Origin of the sequence: Streptomyces daghestanicus (assembly GCF_020521275.1) — a bacterium.
GTDB lineage: Bacteria > Actinomycetota > Actinomycetes > Streptomycetales > Streptomycetaceae > Streptomyces > Streptomyces griseoviridis.
Genome location: NZ_BNDX01000014.1, coordinates 278,604 through 297,191 on the forward strand (window position 1 = coordinate 278,604; position 18,588 = coordinate 297,191).

Here is an 18,588-nt window from a genome sequence, read left to right on the forward strand (position 1 = left end):
AGGTGACTTCCTCCTGGCATCTGCGGGACTATCATCGGGACATCCTGTCCGTCGGGACCGGTCAGACCTGCCAGGACCGTGCCGGGACCTGCCAGGACCTTCGAGGAGTGGACCTGTGATGACCCGTACCCTGCGGGCGGCCGGCGCGGGCGTCGCCGCGCTGCTCGCCCTGAGCGCCTGCTCGTCGTCCGACGAATCCGCCTCCTCCTCCTCCGCGTCGTCCGGCGCTCCGGGTTCCTCCGGCTCGGGGCGGGTGTCCGGCACGGTCACCGTGTTCGCCGCCGCCTCGCTGAAGGAGAGCTTCACGACGCTGGGCGAGACCTTCGAGAAGGCCCACCCCGGCACGAAGGTCACCTTCAGCTTCGGCGGCAGCGACTCGCTCGCGGCGAGCATCACCGGCGGCGCCCCCGCCGATGTCTTCGCCTCGGCCAGCCCCAAGACGATGAAGATCGTCACGGACGCCGGGGACACGTCCGGGACCCCTGTCACCTTCGTCCGCAACCAGCTGGAGATCGCCACCCTCCCCGGCAACCCGGACCGGATCGCGTCGCTGAAGGACCTCACGGACACCGCGCTGAAGGTCGTGCTCTGCGCCGAGGAGGTGCCCTGCGGCGCCGCCGCGCGGAAGGCGCTGGACGCGAGCGGCCTGAAGCTCACGCCCGTCTCCTACGAGCAGGACGTCAAGGCCGCCCTGACCAAGGTCGAGCTGAAGGAGGCCGACGCCGCCGTCGTCTACCGGACCGACGTGCGCGCGGCGGGTGACAAAGTGGAGGGCGTGGACTTCCCCGAATCCGCCGGCGCCGTCAACGCCTACCCGATCGCCCGGCTCGAGGACGCGGGCAACGCCGCGGGCGCCGACGCGTTCATCGACCTCGTGCGCTCGGCCGAGGGGCGGAAGGTGCTCACGGACGCCGGGTTCCTGACGTCGTGACGGCGGGCGACAAGGCCGTACTCCCCCGGCGCCGACGCCGGCGCGCGGGGGCGCAGGTGCGCGGGGTGCCGCTGCCGCTGCTGGTGCCCGCGCTGATCGGGCTCGCCTTCCTGATCGTGCCGCTGCTCGCCCTGCTGGTGCGGACGCCCTGGTCGAGCCTGCCGGAGCTGCTGACCGGCGCCGAGGTGTGGCAGGCGCTGCGGCTGTCGCTGCTGTGCGCGACGGCGGCGACCGCGGTGAGCCTGGTGATCGGCGTGCCGCTGGCCTGGCTGCTGGCCCGGGTGGAGTTCCCCGGGCGGGGTCTCGTACGGGCCCTGGTGACGCTGCCGCTGGTGCTGCCGCCGGTCGTCGGCGGCGTCGCCCTGCTGATGGCGCTCGGCCGCAACGGCATCGTCGGGAAGTGGCTGGACGACTGGTTCGGCCTCACCCTGCCGTTCACCACCGCGGGCGTGGTGATCGCGGAGGCGTTCGTCGCGCTGCCGTTCCTCGTCATCAGCGTCGAGGGCACCCTGCGCGCCGCCGACCCCCGCTACGAGGAGGCGGCGGCCACGCTGGGCGCCTCCCGGTTCACCGCCTTCCGCCGGGTCACGCTGCCGCTCATCGCGCCGGGCATCGCGGCGGGCGCGGTGCTGGCCTGGGCGCGGGCGCTCGGCGAGTTCGGGGCGACGATCACCTTCGCGGGCAACTTCCCCGGCCGTACCCAGACGATGCCGCTCGCCGTCTACCTGGCCCTGCAGAGCGACCCCGAGGCGGCCACCGCGCTCAGCCTGGTCCTGCTCGCCGTGTCCGTCGCCGTCCTCGCCGGGCTGCGCGACCGCTGGATGACCGCCGGATGACCGCGGAAGACGGGGACGAGATGACCGGGGCGGGGACTGCCGGGGCGGGGGGTACCGGGACGGGGACTGCCGGGACGGGGGGTACCGGGACGGGCAGTGGTCTCGACGCCCACCTCGTGGTGGAGCGGGGCGCGTTCCGGCTGGACGTGGAGCTGGCCGTCGCGCCCGGCGAGGTGGTCGCCCTGCTCGGGCCGAACGGCGCCGGGAAGACCACCGCCCTGCGGGCCCTGGCCGGACTGACCCCGCTGACCGGCGGGCGGCTGCGGCTGGACGGCGCGGCGCTGGAGCGCACCCCGCCCGAACTGCGCCCGGTCGGCGTCGTCTTCCAGGACTACCTGCTCTTCCCGCACCTGACCGCGCTGGACAACGTGGCCTTCGGGCCGCGCTGCCACGGCGCGTCCAAGGCGCGGGCCCGCGCGCAGGCCGCCGAGTGGCTGGACCGGCTGGGGCTCGCCGGGCACGCCGGTGCCAAGCCGCGCCGGCTCTCCGGCGGGCAGGCCCAGCGGGTCGCCGTGGCCCGCGCGCTGGCCACCCGGCCCCGGCTGCTGCTGCTCGACGAGCCCCTCGCGGCGCTGGACGCCCGGACCCGGCTGGAGGTCCGGGCCCAGTTGCGGCGGCATCTCGCGGAGTTCGAGGCGGTCGCGGTGATCGTCACCCATGACCCGCTGGACGCGATGGTCCTCGCGGACCGGCTGGTGGTCGTGGAGAACGGGCGGATCGTGCAGGAGGGCGGCCCGGCCGACATCGCGCGCCGCCCCCGTACCGACTACATCGCCCAGCTCGTCGGCCTCAACCTCTACCGGGGCGAGGCCGACGGGCACACCGTCCGGCTCGGCTCGGGGCAGACGGTCACCACCACCGAGGAGCTGACCGGGCCGGTCTTCGTGGCGTTCCCGCCGGGCGCCGTCACCCTGTACCGGGACCGTCCCGCCGGTGCCAGCGCCCGCAACCTCTGGCGCTGCGAGGTCACCGGGCTGGAGAGCCACGGCGACCGGGTCCGTGCCGCGCTCGGCGGGGAACTGCCGCTCGCCGCCGACCTCAGCGCGGTCGCGGCGGCCGAACTCGACCTGCGTCCGGGCGCCGAGGTCTGGGCGACGGTGAAGGCGGCCCAGACCCACGCCTATCCGGACTGACCGCCCCCTGCCCGGCGAGCGGGTTGGGCAGCGGCCGGTAGCGGGCGTCGGCGCCGTCCGCGCCGGTCCAGCGCAGCAGCAGGTTGGTCTTGCCGGGCAGGGTGGGCGCGGTGAGCAGCGCGGGGATCTCGGGGAGCGGATGCCGGGCGAACGCGCGGCGGGCGGCGGGCCAGGGGTCCAGGCCGGGGTGCCGGTCGGCCAGCGCACCGGCGATCTCGGTGAGGTGGTTGACGACCAGGCAGTACACCAGCCGCTCCCAGCCGGCCGCCCGGTCCACGTCACCCAGCAGCTTCACGCCCTCGGCGTCCCGGAACAGGGCCTGTACGGGCGTCCCGTGGGCGTCGACCGCGACCAGGGTGTTCTGGAGGTGGGCCTCCAGGACGACGCCGTGGTCGTGGAAGGCGGCCAGGGCCGGGGGGACGACCCGGGCGAGGTACGCCTCCCACCAGGCGCCAGGGTCGGCGGCGGTGTCGAGGGGGCTGCCCGCGAAGCCCTCGGCCAGCCCGGCGGCGAGCAGTGGGACCGCGCCGGGCAGCAGGTGGCCGCGGAGTCCGTCGCGGACCAGGACGGCGAGTTCCTCGAAGGCGAAGGCGGCGGTGCGGTAACCGGTGTCCGCCAGCCAGGCGGCGTTCCCGTCGAGCGCCGCGAACGCCGCGCGGGCCGCCGTGTCCGTACGGCACAGCTTCAGCAGGTCGTGGCGCCACAGCCGGCGGATGTCGTTGGTGATGCGCACGTCGAGGCTGAACTTCAGGAACAGGTCGGGTCCGGGCGCGTAGAGCGTGCGGATCGCCGCCGTGGGCCAGACCGGGGCCGGGGTCTCGCCGAGCCGGATCAGCCGGCCGTCGGCGAAGGCCGGGGCGAGGGCGTCGGCGGTCAGGGCGAGCTGCCAGGGGTGCGCGGGCAGCAGCCGGTAGCCGGGCGGGGCGTCGCCGAGCGCGTCGAGGGCGGAGGTGTCACCCTCCTCGACGACGAGGTCCGCGCGCACGCCGAGCAGCGTCAGCGGGAAACGGGCGTGGGCCTCGGGGGCGTACGGCAGCCAGGCCGCGGCCGGGCCACCGCCGCGGGCCTTGGGGGCGGGGTGGTGGGTGTGGCCGGTGAGCAGGGCCTGTTCGGAGCGGAGGTAGGGGTCGGCGGGCGGGTCGGCGACGGCGCGGGCGGTCAGCAGGGCGGCGACCGCGTCCCGGCTGTCGGTCATCTCGGCGGGCAGTTCGTGGTTGGGCAGGCCGGTGTGCCGGAGCAGCTCCTCCGCGACGAGGGCGACCAGGTCCGGGTGGCCGAGGCGGTGCCAGCCGGCCGCCGTGCGCACCTCGGGTTCGGCGGGGCGCCGGCCGCCGCGCACCCGCAGCAGCCGGCCGGTGCCGGGCAGCCGGTACACCCGGCGGTCACCGCCGGCGCCGCGATGGCCGGGCAGGGGCTCGGCCACCTCGCGCAGCAGGCAGTTGAGCAGCGGCACCGCCGCGTGGGCGTCGGCGAGCGCCGCGACGCCGGCACGGCTCACGGCGTCGCCGCCGGTTGGCGGGGGCAGGACATCCACGCGTTCCACTCGTTCCCTACGGTCTGTCATGGGCGGAGAGGATCAGTATGTCTGCCCTCGTCACTCCGCCGTGACGCCCCCGACCCGTACCGAGTCCGCACCCGAAGGAGCCGCCGTGCACCGTCCCCCCACCGCCGAGACCGAGGTCGCCGAGGAACTGGCCGCCGTCCGGCCCGGTCTCGTCGCCGGGTACACGGCCGCGCTGCCCGGCGCCCGCGCGGCCGTGCTGTCCCGGCTCTGGCGTGCGCTCGCCCATGAGCCGCTGCCGTGGATCGCCGGCCGCGAGGCCGCCGCCGGGGAGCTGGTCCTGCGGCTGCGGGACGGCCGCCGGCTGTCCGGCCCGCCCGCCGACCCGTACCGCACCGGCTCCCCTGTCACCGCCGTACGGTGCGCCGGGCGGGAGTACGGCGATCCGGCGCGGCTGATGACCGCCCTCGCCGTGCCCGGCGCCGAGTCGTTCGCCGGGGAACTCGGGCACAGTGTGGCCTCGTTGGCGCTGTCCCGGGCGGGCCGGGGCGCGCCGGCGCCGGAGTGGCCCGGGAACGGCTGGGAGTGGGAGCAGCGGGTCGTCGACGGACACCCCTTCCACCCCGGCTGCCGCTCGCGGCCCGGTTTCTCGGTGGCCGAACAGCTCGCCTACGCGCCCGAGCACGGGCCGGTGGTGACGCTGCGGCGGGTGGCGGTGCCGGCCGGGGAGTGCCTGGTGTCGGGCGACTGGCCGGCCGCGCTGCGGGACGCCGGGCGGCTGCTGCTGCCGGTGCATCCGTGGCAGGCGGCGCATGTGCTGAAGGGCGCGGACGAGGACGGCGGCCCGGGACTCGACGCGCATCCGCTGATGTCGCTGCGGACCCTCGCCGTGCCCGGCGGGCCGCACGTCAAGACCGCGCTGTCGGCCCGGCTGACCTCCTCGGTCCGGGACATCTCCGTCGCCTCGGTCGCCGCCTCGGCGACGCTGTCGGCGTTCGGCGAGGGGCTCGCCGCGCGCTGCGAGGGGCTGCTGCACATCACCCGGACGCTGGCCGCGGCCAGCGCCCACAGTCCCGATCTCGCCGCCGTGCTGCGGGAGTCGCCGGACCGGTACGGGGCCGACGGGGAGCGGGTGGTGCCGGTGGCGGCCCTGGCGACGACCACGCTGCCCGGGTCGGCGGGCTGGACGGCCCGGTTCGCCCGCCTCGCGCTGCGGGTGGGGCTGCGCCTGCTGGAGCTGGGTGTGGCGCTGGAGGCGCACGGCCAGAACCTGCTGGTGGTGCTCTCCGCCGCCGGGGAGCCGGTCCGGCTGGTCTACCGGGACCTCGCCGACCTGCGGATCAGCCCGGCCCGGCTGGCCCGGCACGGCGTGCCGGTGCCCGGACTGCCGGACCGGATGGTCACGGACGACGTCGCGGTGCTGCGCCGCAAGCTGTTCGGTTCGCTGGTGGCGGGGGCGCTGGCGCAGACGGCGGGCAGCGGTCCGGCGCTGCGGGACGCGCTGGCGGCGGCCGTACGGGAGCTGCCGCGCACACCGGACCTCGTGGCGCTGTGCGAGGAGCCGCTGCCCGCGAAGGCGCTGACGCTGATGCGGCTGGCGCCTAAGGGGTCCGGCGACCGGTGGGCCCGGCTGCCCAATCCCCTCCGCCCGTGAACCCGTTGGCCGGCGGCTGTTTTGGAGCAGGGCACCCGGGGTCAATAAGATCCGCCGATGATCACAAGTAAACGGCTGGCGGCGGGTGTCTGCGCCCTGCTCGCCGCGCTGACGGCCGGGCTCGCCCTCCCGGCCCCGGCGTCCGCCGGCGAACCCACCGGCGAGGACGCCCCCCAGGTCGACCTCGTGCTCGACGTCAGCGGCTCCATGCGGACCAAGGACATCGACGGCGGGACCCGGATGGCCGCGGCGAAGCAGGCGTTCAACGAGGTGCTCGACGCGACGCCCGAGGAGGTGCGCCTCGGCATCCGGACGCTCGGCGCGGACTACCCGGGCGACGACCGGGCGACGGGCTGCAAGGACACCGCGCAGCTCTACCCGGTCGGTCCGCTGGACCGCACGGAGGCGAAGACGGCGGTGGCGACGCTCACCCCCACCGGCTGGACGCCGATCGGTCCCGCGCTGCTGAAGGCGGCGGGCGACTTCGGCTCCGGCGCCGGTTCCAAGCGGATCGTGCTGATCAGTGACGGTGAGGACACCTGCCAGCCGCTCGACCCGTGCGAGGTGGCCCGCGAGATAGCCGCCAAGGGCATCGGACTGACCATCGACACCCTGGGGCTGGTGCCCAGCACCAAGCTGCGCCAGCAGCTCAGCTGTATCGCGGAGGCGACCGGCGGGACGTACACGTCGGTGCAGCACACCGATGAACTCACCGACAAGGTCAGTCAGCTGGTGGAGCGGGCGGCCGATCCGGTGGTGGTGCCGGCCGCCACCGAGGGCGCGGACCGCTGTGCGGCGGCGCCGACGCTGGAGTCCGGGCTGTACACCGACCGCGTGGAGTTCGGGCAGCAGCGCTGGTACCGGGTGGCGGTGGCGCCGGGCAAGGAGCTGCGCGCCTCGGTGAGCGTGTCGGCCGACCGTGCCGTGGCCCCCTCGTACGGGGTGCTGCTGCGGGCGGTCACCGCGCCCGGCCGGGAGATCGTGCGCGGCGAGGCCGCGGGCGACGGGCGCACGGACGTCGTCTCGACGGGGCTGCGCTACCCGAAGGCGGAGGCCGAGAGCGACGACGCGGCCGAGGAGGCCGCCGAGACCGTGTGCCTGGAGGTGACGCACTCCTTCTCGGCGGCCTCCGGGGTGAAGACCACGCCGGGGCTTCCGCTGGAGCTGACGGTCGACGTCGTGGACGGTCCGGACGACGCGTCCGACGTGGCCTCGTTCGGGCTGGGGCGCGGCTGGTGGCTGCTGGGCGCGCTGGTCGTGGTGGGCTTCCTCGCCGGTCTGGTGTGGGGCTGGGTGTCGCGCTGGCGGGTCGCCGTCTGGAGGACGAACTGATGCGGATCGCAACGGTGACGGGCGCGGCGCTGCTGGCGCTGGGCCTGGCCGCGGGACCGGCGGCGGCCGACTCCTCCCCGAGCCCCGCCGCGGGCTCCCCGGCCCCCTCGTCGGCGGGTACGTCGTTCCGTACGGCGACGGAGATCGAGCAGGGGCAGCGGGCCACGGCGGACGCCTCCGCGGGCGACTACCTGTACTGGTCGTTCCCGGCGGACGCCGGGCAGCGGCCCACCGTGCGGGCGACCGTGAAGCTGCCGGACACGCACGCGTCGCAGACCTGGCAGGTCGACGTGTACGACGGTCTGCGCCGGCGGCAGGCGTGCCAGTACGGCGCCCAGACCCGGACGGCCGCCGCGGGCACCTCCTCCGTGGAGCTGGCCTGTGTGCTGCGCACGGTCCGCGCCTGGTCGGAGCCGTGGGCGAACGACCCGCTGCCGGGCACGTACTACGTCCGGCTGACGGCGCTGGACCTGCCGGCCGCCGACCTCGGCCTGCCGGTCGGCGCCGAGGTCCGGGCCGACGCGAAGGACATGGGCGGCGCGGCGGCGGTGGACGGTTCGCTCTCCGAGCCGCTGGTGCCGGGCATCGCGGTGACGTCCCGGCAGGACGCGGCCGATGACGACTCCGGTGACTCCGCCGTGCTCTCCGCGATCGAGCCCGAGGACGGCTGGTCCTCCGGCTGGTGGTCCGACCGGTGGGTGTGGACGGGGATCGGCGGCGTGCTGGCCGCGCTGGCGGGCATCGGCGGCTACGCCCTGACCCGCGGCTCGGGCCGGCCGCGCGGGGTGCCGCCGGGCGCCTGACACTCCGTCATATCGCGTAGGGGAGGCCCGCCGGGGGACGCGTACCGGCGGGCCTCGCCCGTTCCCCGGCGCCCCCGGCGTCCCCGGCCTCAGTCCTCCCGCAGCGCCTTCGCCAGCGCCCCGTCGCCGGTCACCTCGATGCGGCCGGCCCGCACCGCCTCGGCCACCCCCGTCTCGCCCCGGCCGACGGCGGCGCAGGTCCCGGCGTCCAGGACCAGCCGGGCGTCGGGCTCGCGGGGCGCGGGGCCCTCCCCGTAGGCCGGGCCGTCCTGGGCTCCGACGTAGAGGTGGAAGACCCCGTCGTGGAAGTCGCCCTCGCGCAGGCGTACTTCGACCACGCCCTCGCCGTCCAGCGCGTGCAGCAGCGGCAGCGCGAACCAGTGGGCGCGCAGAGCGTCGGTGGGCCGCCGCTCCCCCAGCTCGCCCGCGCCCCAGCCGCCCAGCGCCTGGAGGACCGGCAGCAACGCGCGTCCGCGCGGCGTCAGTTCGTACACGGAGGCCGCCGCGGGCGGAGGCAGCCGGCGGCGGGCGGTCAGGCCGTCGCGCTCCATGTCCTTCAGCCGGGAGGCGAGTACGTCCGTGCTGACACCCGGCAGGTCCGCGTGCAGGTCGGTGTAGCGCCGGGGTCCGGCGAGCAGCTCCCGGACGATCAGCAGGGTCCAGCGGTCCCCGACGGCGTCGAGCGCGCGGGCGGCGGAACAGTACTGGTCGTAGCTTCGGCGAGGTGACATGCGGCGCAGTCTAGACAATGTGTTGGACTTTCCAAGGATCTACTTGGTAAAACCAAGCAATACCAGATGGCGGAGGGAAGCGGCGCATGGAGTTCCGGCAGTCGAACAAACTCAGCGAGGTCTGCTACGAGATCCGCGGCCCGGTGATCGAGCACGCCGACGCACTGGAGGCGGCGGGCCACAGCGTGCTGCGGCTCAACACCGGCAACCCGGCCCTGTTCGGGTTCGAGGCGCCGGAGGAGATCCTCCAGGACATGATCCGGATGCTGCCCCAGGCCCACGGGTACACCGAGTCCCGGGGCGTCCTCTCCGCCCGCCGCGCGGTCGCCCAGCGCTACCAGACCCTCGGCCTGGAGGTCGGGGTGGACGACGTCTGGCTCGGCAACGGCGTCTCGGAACTGGTGTCGATGGCCGTACAGGCCCTGGTGGAGGACGGCGACGAAGTACTGATCCCCGCCCCCGACTTCCCCCTGTGGACGGCGGTGACCACCCTCGCGGGCGGCAAGGCGGTGCACTACCTCTGCGACGAGCAGGCGGACTGGTACCCGGACCTCGCCGACCTGGAGGCGAAGATCACCGACCGCACCAAGGCGGTCGTCATCATCAACCCCAACAACCCCACGGGTGCCGTCTATCCGCAGGAGGTCCTGGAGGGCGTCCTCGACCTCGCCCGCCGGCACGGACTGATGGTCCTCGCCGACGAGGTCTACGACCGCATCCTGTACGACGACGCGGTCCACCACCCGGTCGCCGCGCTCGCCCCCGACCTGGTGGTGCTCACCTTCTGCGGGCTGTCGAAGACGTACCGGGTGGCGGGCTTCCGCTCCGGCTGGCTGGTGGTGACCGGCCCCAAGCAGCACGCCCGGGACTACCTGGAGGGCCTGACCATGCTGGCCTCCATGCGGCTGTGCGCCAACGCGCCCGCCCAGTACGCCATCCAGGCCGCGCTCGGCGGCCGGCAGTCCATCCACGAGCTGACCGCGCCCGGCGGCCGGCTCCGCGAGCAGCGCGACACGGCCTGGGAGAAGCTCAACGAGATCCCGGGGGTGTCGTGCGTGAAGCCCAAGGGGGCGCTGTACGCCTTCCCGCACATCGACCCGAAGGTGCACCGCATCCACGACGACGAGAAGTTCGTCCTCGACCTGCTGCTGCGGGAGAAGATCCAGGTCGTCCAGGGCACCGGTTTCAACTGGCCGGCCCCCGACCACTTCCGCATCCTGACCCTCCCGCACGCGGAGGACCTGGAGGCGGCGATCGGACGGATCGGGCGGTTCCTCGACGGGTACCGGCAGTAGGCGGCGCGGGAGCCCGTACGGGACGCGGTGCGGACGTTCGTTCGTACGCGACGCGGTGCCGGACCCGACCGGAGCGGCTCCTTCCGCCGGACGGTGCACGGCCCGCCCCGCCGCGGCGCGGGTTCCGTAGCCTGGGCGCCATGGGTGATCTCTTCCTCGTCCGCCACGGTGAGACCGAGTGGTCACGGTCCGGGCGGCACACCGGCCTGACGGACGTCCCGCTGACCGAGCACGGCCGCGAGCAGGCCCGCGGCCTGGTGCCGCTCATCCGGTCGCATCGGATCGGGGCGGCGTTCGTCAGCCCCTTCCAGCGGGCCCGGGAGACGGCCGAGCTGATCGGGCTGCACGGGGTGCGGATCGACCCGGACCTGCACGAATGGGACTACGGCGGGTACGAGGGGATCACGACGCCGGAGATCCAGCGGGACCGGCCGGGCTGGTTCCTGTTCACGGACGGCGTCGCGCCCGGCCCGCCGGAGCACCCCGGGGAGACCCCGGAGCAGGTCGGCGAACGCGCCGACCGGGTGCTGGGCAAGGTGGACGCCGCGTTCGCCGACACCGAGGGATGCGTGGTGCTGGTGGCCCACGGCCACTTCCTGCGCGTGCTCACCGCCCGCCACCTCGGGCTGCCGCCCTCCGCCGGGGCCCTGTTCCAGCTCGCCACGGGCACGCTGTGCCGGCTGGGCACGGAGCACGGCCGGCCGGTGATCGCCGCGTGGAACGTCCGGCCCGGCCTCCCCGGCACTCCGTGACCCCTGACGGGCCGCCGCGGGGTTACCCGTGCGTTCCGCACATCGGAGTGGTGACAGCGGCAACTGTTCGGGCCCGTGCGCCCCATGACACCTTCGGAGCACGCCGAAGGCCGATGGGAGGGAGCGGGCATGAACAAGGGCTATGCCGTGTACTGCGACGCGGACCCGTGTTTCTACGACGCACCGCACCGCACCTCCGCCCGGCCGGGCACCGGACGGTCCCGGTACGCCCTGGCCTCGGCGCCCGTCCCGGCGGGCTGGCAGCGCAACGAGAGCGGCGACTGGCTGGCGCTGCGCCCGGTCGACGCGGCCCTGCCCGACCAGGGCTGGAAGATCCACGTCGCCGCCTGTCTCGACAACGCCGAGTCCGTGCTGGAGCGCGTGTACCGGCACTGCGTCGACGGGGGCACGGCGTTCAAGTTCGTGCCGAGCCGCTATCTGCTGCACCAGCGCAACGCCAAGTACGCCGACCGGGCCGGCAGCGGCAAGTTCATCACCGTCTACCCGGCGGACGAGGAGCGGTTCGAGCGGCTCGCGGGCGAGCTGTCGGAGCTGCTGGCCGGCGAGCCCGGCCCGCACATCCTCAGCGACCTGCGGCTCGGCGACGGCCCGGTGCACGTCCGCTACGGCGGCTTCACCCGGCGGAACTGCTACGACGCCGACGGCGAACTGCGCCCGGCCGTGGCCCGCCCCGACGGCGTGCTCATACCCGACCTGCGCGGACCCGTCTTCCGCGTCCCCGAGTGGGTGACCGTGCCCGCCTTCCTCCAGCCGCACCTCCAGGCGCGCTCCGCGGTCACCGTGGCCGGTCTCCCCTACACCGTCGAGTCGGCGCTGCACTTCTCCAACGGCGGCGGCGTCTACCTCGGCCGGGACACCCGCACCGGCGCGCAGGTCGTCCTGAAGGAGGCCCGGCCGCACGCCGGGCTGGCCGCCGACGGCGCCGACGCCGTGACCCGGCTGCACCGCGAACGCCAAGCGCTGGAGCGGCTGTCGGGACTGGACTGCACCCCCGAGGTGCTGGACCACCTCACGGTCGGGGAGCACCACTTCCTCGTCCTGGAGTACCTCGACGGCAAGCCGCTCAACACGTTCTTCGCGCGCCGCCACCCGCTCATCGAGGCCGACCCGGACGAGCGGCGGCTGGCCGAGTACACCGACTGGGCCCTGGACGTCCACGCCCGGGTGGAACGGGCCGTCGCCGACGTCCACGCCCGGGGCGTGGTCTTCAACGACCTGCACCTGTTCAACATCATGGTCCGGGACGACGGCAGCGTCGCCCTGCTGGACTTCGAGGCCGCGCACCACGTCGACGAGCCCGGCCGGCAGACCGTCGCCAACCCGGCCTTCGTGGCACCGGCCGACCGTCGGGGCGTGGCCGTGGACCGGTATGCGCTGGCCTGTCTCAGACTCGCCCTGTTCCTCCCCCTGACCAGCCTCTTCGCCCTGGACCGGCAGAAGGCGGCGCACCTGGCCGACCTGGTGGCCGGGCAGTTCCCGGTGGACCGGGCCTGGCTGGACGCGGCGGTCGAGGAGATCACGGACGGGGCCGCGGGCACGTCCCCGGCGCGGGGCGCGTCCGGGCCGGTGGTCCCGGTCGATCCGGGTGACTGGCCGCACAGCCGGGAGTCGATGGCCGCGGCGATCCACGCGTCGGCGACCCTCTCCCGTACGGACCGGCTGTTCCCCGGTGACATCGCGCAGTTCGCGACGGCGGGCGGCGGGCTGAGCTTCGGGTACGGCGCGGCGGGAGTGCTGTACGCCCTCGCGGTGAGCGGCGCGGACCGCGACGAGGACGAGGAGCAGTGGCTCCTGGACCGCACCAAGGAGCCGCCCTCGGGCACGCCGTCCGGTTTCCACGACGGACTCGCCGGGATCGCCTGGACCCTGGACCACCTCGGCCACCGCGACCGCGCCCTCGACCTCACCGCGCTCCTCCTCGACCAGCCGCTCGACCACCTCGCCCCGGACCTGCACAGCGGCACCGCCGGGGTCGGCCTGGCGCTGGACGCGCTGGCCGCCGCCACCGGCGACCCCGCGCCGCGCGCCGCAGCCCTGCGCTGCGCCGAGCTGACGGCACGCCGGCTGACCGGCGAGGGGCCGAGCACCCGGCCGCGTGCGGGACTGCTGTACGGGGCGGCGGGCGGTGCCCTGCTCTTCCTGCGGCTGTACGAGCGCACCGGGGACACCGGGCTGCTCGACCTCGCCCGGGACGCCCTGCGCCGGGACCTCGCCCGGTGTGTGCGGGGCGCGGGCGGCGCGCTCCAGGTCGACGAGGGCTGGCGCACCATGCCCTACCTGGGAGCGGGCAGCGTGGGCATCGGCATGGTGCTCGACGACTACCTCGCACACCGCGCCGACGAGGAGTTCGCGCGGGCCCGGGACGAGATCGTGGCGGCGGCGCAGGCCATGTTCTACGCCCAGCCGGGCCTGTACCGGGGCGTGGCCGGGATGGTGCTGTACCTCGCCCGCACCACGGCCACGGCGCCCGGCACCGGCCCCGCCGCCGTCCGCCGCCAGCTCGACGCGCTGTCCTGGCACGCCCTGTCCTACCGCGGCCGGCTCGCCTTCCCCGGCGAGCAGATGATGCGGCTGTCCATGGACCTGTCCACGGGTACCGCCGGCTGCCTGCTGGCGGTCGCCTCCGCGCACGGCGGCCCGCAGGCCGGGCTGCCGTTCCTCCCGCCGCCGGGCACCCGGCCGGCGGGCCCCTGACTCGGCCTCAACAGAGGTCGTGACGTGACAACGGACCCCGTTGCCGTACGAGAGGAAACGCCATGAACCTGTTCGAACTGCAGTCGCTGGAGACCCCGAAGGACGAGGCCATGGGCGACGTCGAGACCGGCAGCCGCGCGAGCCTGCTCCTCTGCGGCGACAGCAGCCTGAGCATCACGACCTGTAACTGAGCCACGCGGCTCGGCACCGGCGCCCCGGGTCCGCCCGGGGCGCCGGTGCCGTGTCCACGGCCGGAAGGGAGGCCCTCGGTGAGGTCGACCGGGCGGGCCCGCGCGGCGGGGGACGCGGCCGACGGCCCGCGCCCGTCCCGCGCGGCCGAACTGTTCGTGCTGCTGTGCTCGGTGGGAGCGGCGCTGGCCGCGGTGGCCCAGCCCCTGGCGCTCGGCGCCACCCTCGATCTGCTGCTGGCCGGCGGCGCCCCGGCGCGCTGGCTGCTGCTCAGCGCCGCGCTGCTCCTCGGCGAGCTGCTCCTCGACAGCCTCACCGCGCTGAGCACCGGCCGCTGCACCGCCGGCTGGACGGCCGCCGTGCGGCTGCGCGCCCTCGCCGGCCTGCTGGGCTGCGTACCCGACCGGGCCCGGGACCTCACCCCGGGGGACGTCGGGACCCGCCTCACGCTCAACGCCGCCGACGCGGGGGCCGGCCCGGCGGCCCGGGCGGCGCTGGCGGCGTCGCTGGTCACCCCGGTCGGCGCGCTCGTGGCGCTGGCCCTCGTCGACGTATGGGTGGCGCTGTGCGTCCTGGCCGGGCTGCCCGCGCTGGGCCTGGTGCTGCGGGCGTTCGCCCGGGACACCGGCGCGTCGGTCGCCGCCTACCAGCGTGTCCAGTCGGAGGTCGCCACCCGGCTCCTGGAGACCATGGACGGCGCGGCCACCATCGCCGCCGCCGGGACCGCGGCCCGCGAACGCGCACGGGTGCTGGCCCCGTTGCCGGAGCTGGCCGCCCTCGGCCGGCGCATGTGGGCGCTGCACGGCCGGGCGCTGGGCCGCAGCGGCGTCCTGGTGCCGCTGCTGGTGCTGGCCGCCACCGGCGTCGGCGGGCTGCGCCTGGCGTCGGGCGCCCTGAGCGTGGGCGGTCTGCTCGCCGCCGCCCGGTACACCCAGCTGGCGGCGGGCGTCGGTGGCGCCGCGTCGCTGCTCGGCGCGCTCGTACGGGGCCGTCAGGCGCGGGCCCGGACCCTCGCCCTGGAGCGGCTGCCCGCGCTGGTCCACGGCACGCGGGAGCTGCCGCCGGACGGTCCGGGCGCGCTCGAACTGCGCGGGGTGCGGGTGGTGCGCGACGGCCGGGAAGTACTGCGTGCCGACGCGCTGCGGATTCCGGGCGGCGCGACCGTCGCGGTGGTCGGCCGCGGCGGGGCGGGGAAGTCCGTCCTGGTGGCCGTGGCGGGGCGGCTGACCGATCCCGACGAGGGCGAGGTGCTGCTGGACGGCGTCCCCCTGGGCGCGCTGAGCCGCGAGGCGTTGCGGGCCGAGGTCGCCTTCGCCTTCGAGCGGCCGGTACTGGGCGAGGGCACGGTCGCCGAGGCCGTCGCCGCGGGGCCGCGGTCCCTCTCGCCCGGCCAGGTGCGGGCCGCCCTGACGGCCGCGGGCGCCGACGGCTTCGTCCGCCGGCTGCCGCACGGTGACGGCACTCCCCTGGCGGCGGCTCCGCTCTCCGGGGGTGAGCACCAACGGCTCGGTTTGGCACGGGCGTTCGCCCACGCGGGACGCCTGCTGATCATGGACGACGCGACGTCCAGCCTGGACACCGCCACCGAGCACGAGGTGGACCGGGCGCTGCGGGGCTCGCCCCGTCCGGGCACACGGCTGGTCGTCGCCCACCGGCCCTCGGTCGCCGGCCGGGCGGACCTGGTCGTCTGGCTGGAGGACGGGCGGGTACGGGCGGTCGGCACGCACCGGGAGCTGTGGCGCGTCCCGGGGTACCGGGCGGTGTTCGGCGGGGACGGGACGCCGGGCACGCGCGGGGGCGCGGGGGCGGACGGGCACGGGAGTGGCGGGACGCCGGCGTTCGGCGCTGGGAACACCGGGGCGCCCACGCTCGGCTCAGAGAACACCAGAGCACCCGTGCTCGACGCAGAGAACACCGGGACGCCCGTGCTCGACGCAGGCAACACCGGGGCGCCCACGCTCGGCTCAGAGAACACCAGAGCACCCGTGCTCGACGCAGAGAACACCGGGACGCCCGTGCTCGACGCAGGCAACACCGGGACGCCCGTGCACGACACAGAGAACACCAGAACACCCGTGCACGACACAGAGAACACCGGGACGCCCGTGTCCCGGTCCGCGGCCGAGGGGGCTCGTCCATGACGTCCGGGGTGTCCGTGGAGAGCGACGGGAGCGGGGCGCTGCGGCGGATCGGTCCGCCGGCCCGCCGTTTCCTCGCCCGCCGCAAGGGGGTGCTGATACGGCTCGCGGTGTGGTCGCTGGCGGAGGCGGGCCAGGCGTTCCTGGTGGGGTACGCGATCGCCCACTCCGTCGACCGGGGCTTCCTCGCCGGTGACACCCGCGCGGGACTGCTGTGGCTCGCGGCCGCCCTCGCCGGCGTCGTGTGCGCCGCGCCGGTGGTCCGGGGGGTGTTCGCCGAGCTGGCCGGGCTGACGGAACCGCTGCGCGACGCGCTGGTCCGGCGGGCCGTCGACCGGTCCCTCGAGCGGGCGCTGCACGGGCCGGGCGGCACCGACCGGGCGGCCGTCTCGCGGCTGACCAACCAGGTCGAGATCGCCCGGGACAGCTTCGCCGGGCTGGTCCTCACCCTGCGCTCGTTCGTCTTCACCGCCGCCGGGGCGCTGCTCGGCCTGCTGTCGCTGCACCCGGCCCTGCTCGTGGTGGTCCTGCCGCCGCTGCTGGGCGGTCTGGCGCTGTTCCTGGCCACGCTGCGGCCGATGGCGGCGGCTCAGCGGCGCGCCCTCGCCGCCGACGAGGCGCTCGGCGACCACGCGGCGCGGGCGCGGGCGGCGTTGCGCGACCTCACGGCCTGCGGGACCGGACCCGACCGGGTCCGGCAGGGCGCCCGCCTGGTCGCCGACGCCGCGTCGGCGGCCCGAGCCCTGGCCGGCTGGGCGGCGGTGCGGACGGCGGCACTGGGCGTCGCGGGCCACCTGCCCGTGCTGGCGCTGCTGGTCGCCGTACCGTGGCTGCGCGGGCGGGGCGTGACGACGGGCGCGCTGCTGGGCGCGTTCACCTATCTCGCGCAGTCGCTGCTGCCCGCGCTGCACACCCTGATGACGGCGCTCGGCGCGGCGGGGGCGCGGCTGCTGGTCGTCCTGGACCGCGTCACCGGGCCGGACCCGTGGCCCACGGACACCCGCCGCGCGACACCGGTGGCCTCCGGCCGGGCGGCACCGCCGGCCGAGGCGGTACCGCGCGGCCCCGGCCCGGTCCCGGCGGTGGAGCTGCGCTCCGTCACCCTGTCCTACGGGACCCGCGCCGAACCGGTCCTGGACGGCCTCGACCTGTGCGTCGCCCCGGGTGAGCACCTCGCCGTCGTGGGGCCGAGCGGCATCGGCAAGTCGACGCTCCTGCGCCTGATCGCGGGCACCCTCGCGCCGGACGACGGGGAGGTCCGGGTGGCCGGGCGGGCGGTCACCGGCCGGGCCGTCGCCGAGCGAACCCTGATCCCCCAGGAGGCGTACGTCTTCTCCGGCACCGTGGGCGAGAACCTCGCCTACCTGCGTCCGGACGCGGACCGCGCCGACCTCGACGCGGCCGTCCGGGCCCTCGGTCTGACGGCCCTGGTGGACCGTATCGGCGGCCTCGACGCCACCGTGCGTCCCGCCGGACTCTCCCCCGGCGAACGGCAGTCGATCGCGCTGGCGCGCGCCTACGTGTCGCCCGCGCCGCTGCTGCTGCTCGACGAGGCCACCTGCCATCTCGACCCGGCGGCCGAGGCGGACGCGGAACGGGCGCTCGCCCGGCGGCCGGGGACGCTGGTGGTCGTGGCGCACCGCCTGTCGTCCGCCGTCCGCGCCGACCGGGTGCTGGTGCTGGACGGCGTACGGGCGGTGTGCGGCACCCACGAGGAAGTGCTGGCCCGGTCCCCCCTGTACCGCGACCTGACGGGCCACTGGAACGCCGGTCCGCTCCGCTGAGCCCTGGTGACCGGCAGGCTCGCGCGCGCCCGCGGGACGCCGGACCGCGTCGACGCGCACGAGGTCGGCGTGGCGGCGCGGGGGCGGCCGGTGGCCGTCCCCCTTTCCCGCCGGGCGCGCGGGACGGTCACGTCCAGCCGGCGTCCTGGAGGATGCGTATCGCGTCGACCCGGTTGCGGGCGCCCACCTTGCGGATCGCGGTGGCCATGTAGTTGCGGATGGTGCCCCGGGACAGGTGCAGGCGGGCCGCGATCTCGGCCATCGGCGCGCCCTGCGCGGCCAGCGACAGCACGCTCAGCTCCCGGCTGGTCAGGGGCATCTCCGCGCCTTCGAGCAGGGCCACGGTGAGGGTGCTGTCGAGGAACCGCTCCCCCTTGGCCACGGTGTGGACCGCGGTGATCAGCCGCTGGGCCGGGGCGTTTTTGTCGACCAGCCCGAGCGCGCCGCAGTCGAACGCCCGGCGCAGCACACCCGGCCGGCTGGGCGTCGTCAGGACCACCAGCCGTTCCCCGCAGTGCGCCCGGAACGGCGCGTCCTGCCCCCCGTACGGCCCTTGCAGGCACTCTCCGTCCACCACGCACACGTCCGTCGGCAGCACGTCCTGGTCCGGTATCCCCGCGTACGGCGCTATGGAGGACACCTCCAGCGCGCGGTCGGATCTGAGCAGTTGTACCAGTGCCGAACGCAGCAGTTCCTCATCGTGCACCACGAGAATCCGGACCATGTCCCCCCACCCCTTTTTTCAGCGGCTCTCCGGCAGGGGCGGCCGACCCGGCTCCCCCCGTGCCAGGGGC

15 protein-coding genes are annotated in these 18,588 nt (G+C 75.7%); 12 read left to right on the forward strand and 3 right to left on the reverse strand.

Annotated elements, in window-relative coordinates:
* Positions 1-118 precede the first annotated feature (118 nt).
* From modA to Sdagh_RS26495, 3 genes are read left to right on the forward strand one after another with little or no spacing between them, the layout of a single operon-like run.
* Positions 119-931 (forward strand): molybdate ABC transporter substrate-binding protein, encoded by an 813-nt coding sequence (gene modA / locus Sdagh_RS26485; RefSeq protein ID WP_189422965.1) that lies wholly within the window; start codon positions 119-121, stop codon positions 929-931.
* Positions 928-1,767 carry a molybdate ABC transporter permease subunit gene (modB, locus tag Sdagh_RS26490; protein ID WP_189422963.1) on the forward strand — a complete coding sequence of 280 codons (840 nt, stop codon included), beginning with the start codon at positions 928-930 and terminating at the stop codon, positions 1,765-1,767. Before modA ends, modB begins: the two co-directional genes overlap by 4 nt.
* Before the next feature lie 20 nt (positions 1,768-1,787).
* Complete coding sequence (locus tag Sdagh_RS26495; protein WP_189423055.1) at positions 1,788-2,900, forward strand: ABC transporter ATP-binding protein; 1,113 nt, start codon at positions 1,788-1,790, stop codon at positions 2,898-2,900.
* Here the strand turns inward: Sdagh_RS26495 and Sdagh_RS26500 are convergent.
* Positions 2,806-4,443, reverse strand: a complete 1,638-nt coding sequence (locus Sdagh_RS26500; RefSeq protein ID WP_189423053.1) for an IucA/IucC family protein — start codon at positions 4,441-4,443, stop codon at positions 2,806-2,808. The two genes, Sdagh_RS26495 and Sdagh_RS26500, sit on opposite strands and share 95 nt — an antisense overlap.
* A 106-nt stretch (positions 4,444-4,549) precedes the next feature.
* Between Sdagh_RS26500 and Sdagh_RS26505 the strand changes: the two genes are divergently transcribed.
* Genes Sdagh_RS26505 through Sdagh_RS26515 form a run of 3 tightly spaced genes read left to right on the forward strand, consistent with a single transcriptional unit; the run spans position 4,550 to position 8,190 of the window.
* Positions 4,550-6,055, forward strand: coding sequence for an IucA/IucC family protein (locus Sdagh_RS26505; protein WP_189422955.1), 1,506 nt, complete (start codon positions 4,550-4,552; stop codon positions 6,053-6,055).
* Positions 6,056-6,112: 57 nt separating this feature from the next.
* Entirely contained in the window at positions 6,113-7,387 is a 1,275-nt protein-coding gene (locus tag Sdagh_RS26510; protein ID WP_189422953.1) for a VWA domain-containing protein, read from the forward strand.
* Positions 7,387-8,190 carry a hypothetical protein gene (locus Sdagh_RS26515; protein WP_189422951.1) on the forward strand — a complete coding sequence of 268 codons (804 nt, stop codon included), beginning with the start codon at positions 7,387-7,389 and terminating at the stop codon, positions 8,188-8,190. The genes Sdagh_RS26510 and Sdagh_RS26515 overlap by 1 nt, the downstream gene beginning before the upstream one ends.
* Positions 8,191-8,279: 89 nt before the next feature.
* Here the strand turns inward: Sdagh_RS26515 and Sdagh_RS26520 are convergent, their stop codons facing one another.
* Positions 8,280-8,921 carry a winged helix-turn-helix transcriptional regulator gene (locus tag Sdagh_RS26520; RefSeq protein ID WP_189422949.1) on the reverse strand — a complete coding sequence of 214 codons (642 nt, stop codon included), beginning with the start codon at positions 8,919-8,921 and terminating at the stop codon, positions 8,280-8,282.
* 86 nt (positions 8,922-9,007) lie between these two features.
* Here Sdagh_RS26520 and Sdagh_RS26525 point away from each other — a divergent pair, with 86 nt between their 5' ends.
* The 6 genes from Sdagh_RS26525 to Sdagh_RS26550 all read left to right on the forward strand — a co-directional run bounded on the left by Sdagh_RS26525 (position 9,008) and on the right by Sdagh_RS26550 (position 17,794).
* The gene (locus tag Sdagh_RS26525) at positions 9,008-10,216 is read left to right on the forward strand and encodes a pyridoxal phosphate-dependent aminotransferase (RefSeq protein WP_189422947.1); all 1,209 of its coding nucleotides are present in this window, start codon (positions 9,008-9,010) and stop codon (positions 10,214-10,216) included.
* Between the two features lie 140 nt (positions 10,217-10,356).
* The gene (locus Sdagh_RS26530) at positions 10,357-10,968 is read left to right on the forward strand and encodes a histidine phosphatase family protein (protein ID WP_189422945.1); all 612 of its coding nucleotides are present in this window, start codon (positions 10,357-10,359) and stop codon (positions 10,966-10,968) included.
* Between the two features lie 129 nt (positions 10,969-11,097).
* A complete protein-coding gene (gene lanKC / locus Sdagh_RS26535; RefSeq protein ID WP_189422943.1) occupies positions 11,098-13,683 on the forward strand; it encodes a class III lanthionine synthetase LanKC in 2,586 nt (861 codons plus the stop codon).
* A gap of 62 nt (positions 13,684-13,745) precedes the next feature.
* Entirely contained in the window at positions 13,746-13,874 is a 129-nt protein-coding gene (gene ramS, locus Sdagh_RS26540; protein ID WP_189422941.1) for a mycelium formation morphogenetic lantipeptide SapB, read from the forward strand.
* A 78-nt stretch (positions 13,875-13,952) separates the two neighbouring features.
* Positions 13,953-16,013, forward strand: coding sequence for an ATP-binding cassette domain-containing protein (locus Sdagh_RS26545; protein WP_226535836.1), 2,061 nt, complete (start codon positions 13,953-13,955; stop codon positions 16,011-16,013).
* Positions 16,010-17,794 carry an ATP-binding cassette domain-containing protein gene (locus tag Sdagh_RS26550; RefSeq protein WP_189422931.1) on the forward strand — a complete coding sequence of 595 codons (1,785 nt, stop codon included), beginning with the start codon at positions 16,010-16,012 and terminating at the stop codon, positions 17,792-17,794. Before Sdagh_RS26545 ends, Sdagh_RS26550 begins: the two co-directional genes overlap by 4 nt.
* Before the next feature lie 127 nt (positions 17,795-17,921).
* Here the strand turns inward: Sdagh_RS26550 and Sdagh_RS26555 are convergent, their stop codons facing one another.
* Positions 17,922-18,518: a response regulator transcription factor gene (locus Sdagh_RS26555; RefSeq protein ID WP_189422922.1), complete on the reverse strand. Its 597-nt coding sequence runs from the start codon at positions 18,516-18,518 to the stop codon at positions 17,922-17,924.
* Positions 18,519-18,588: the final 70 nt, after the last annotated feature.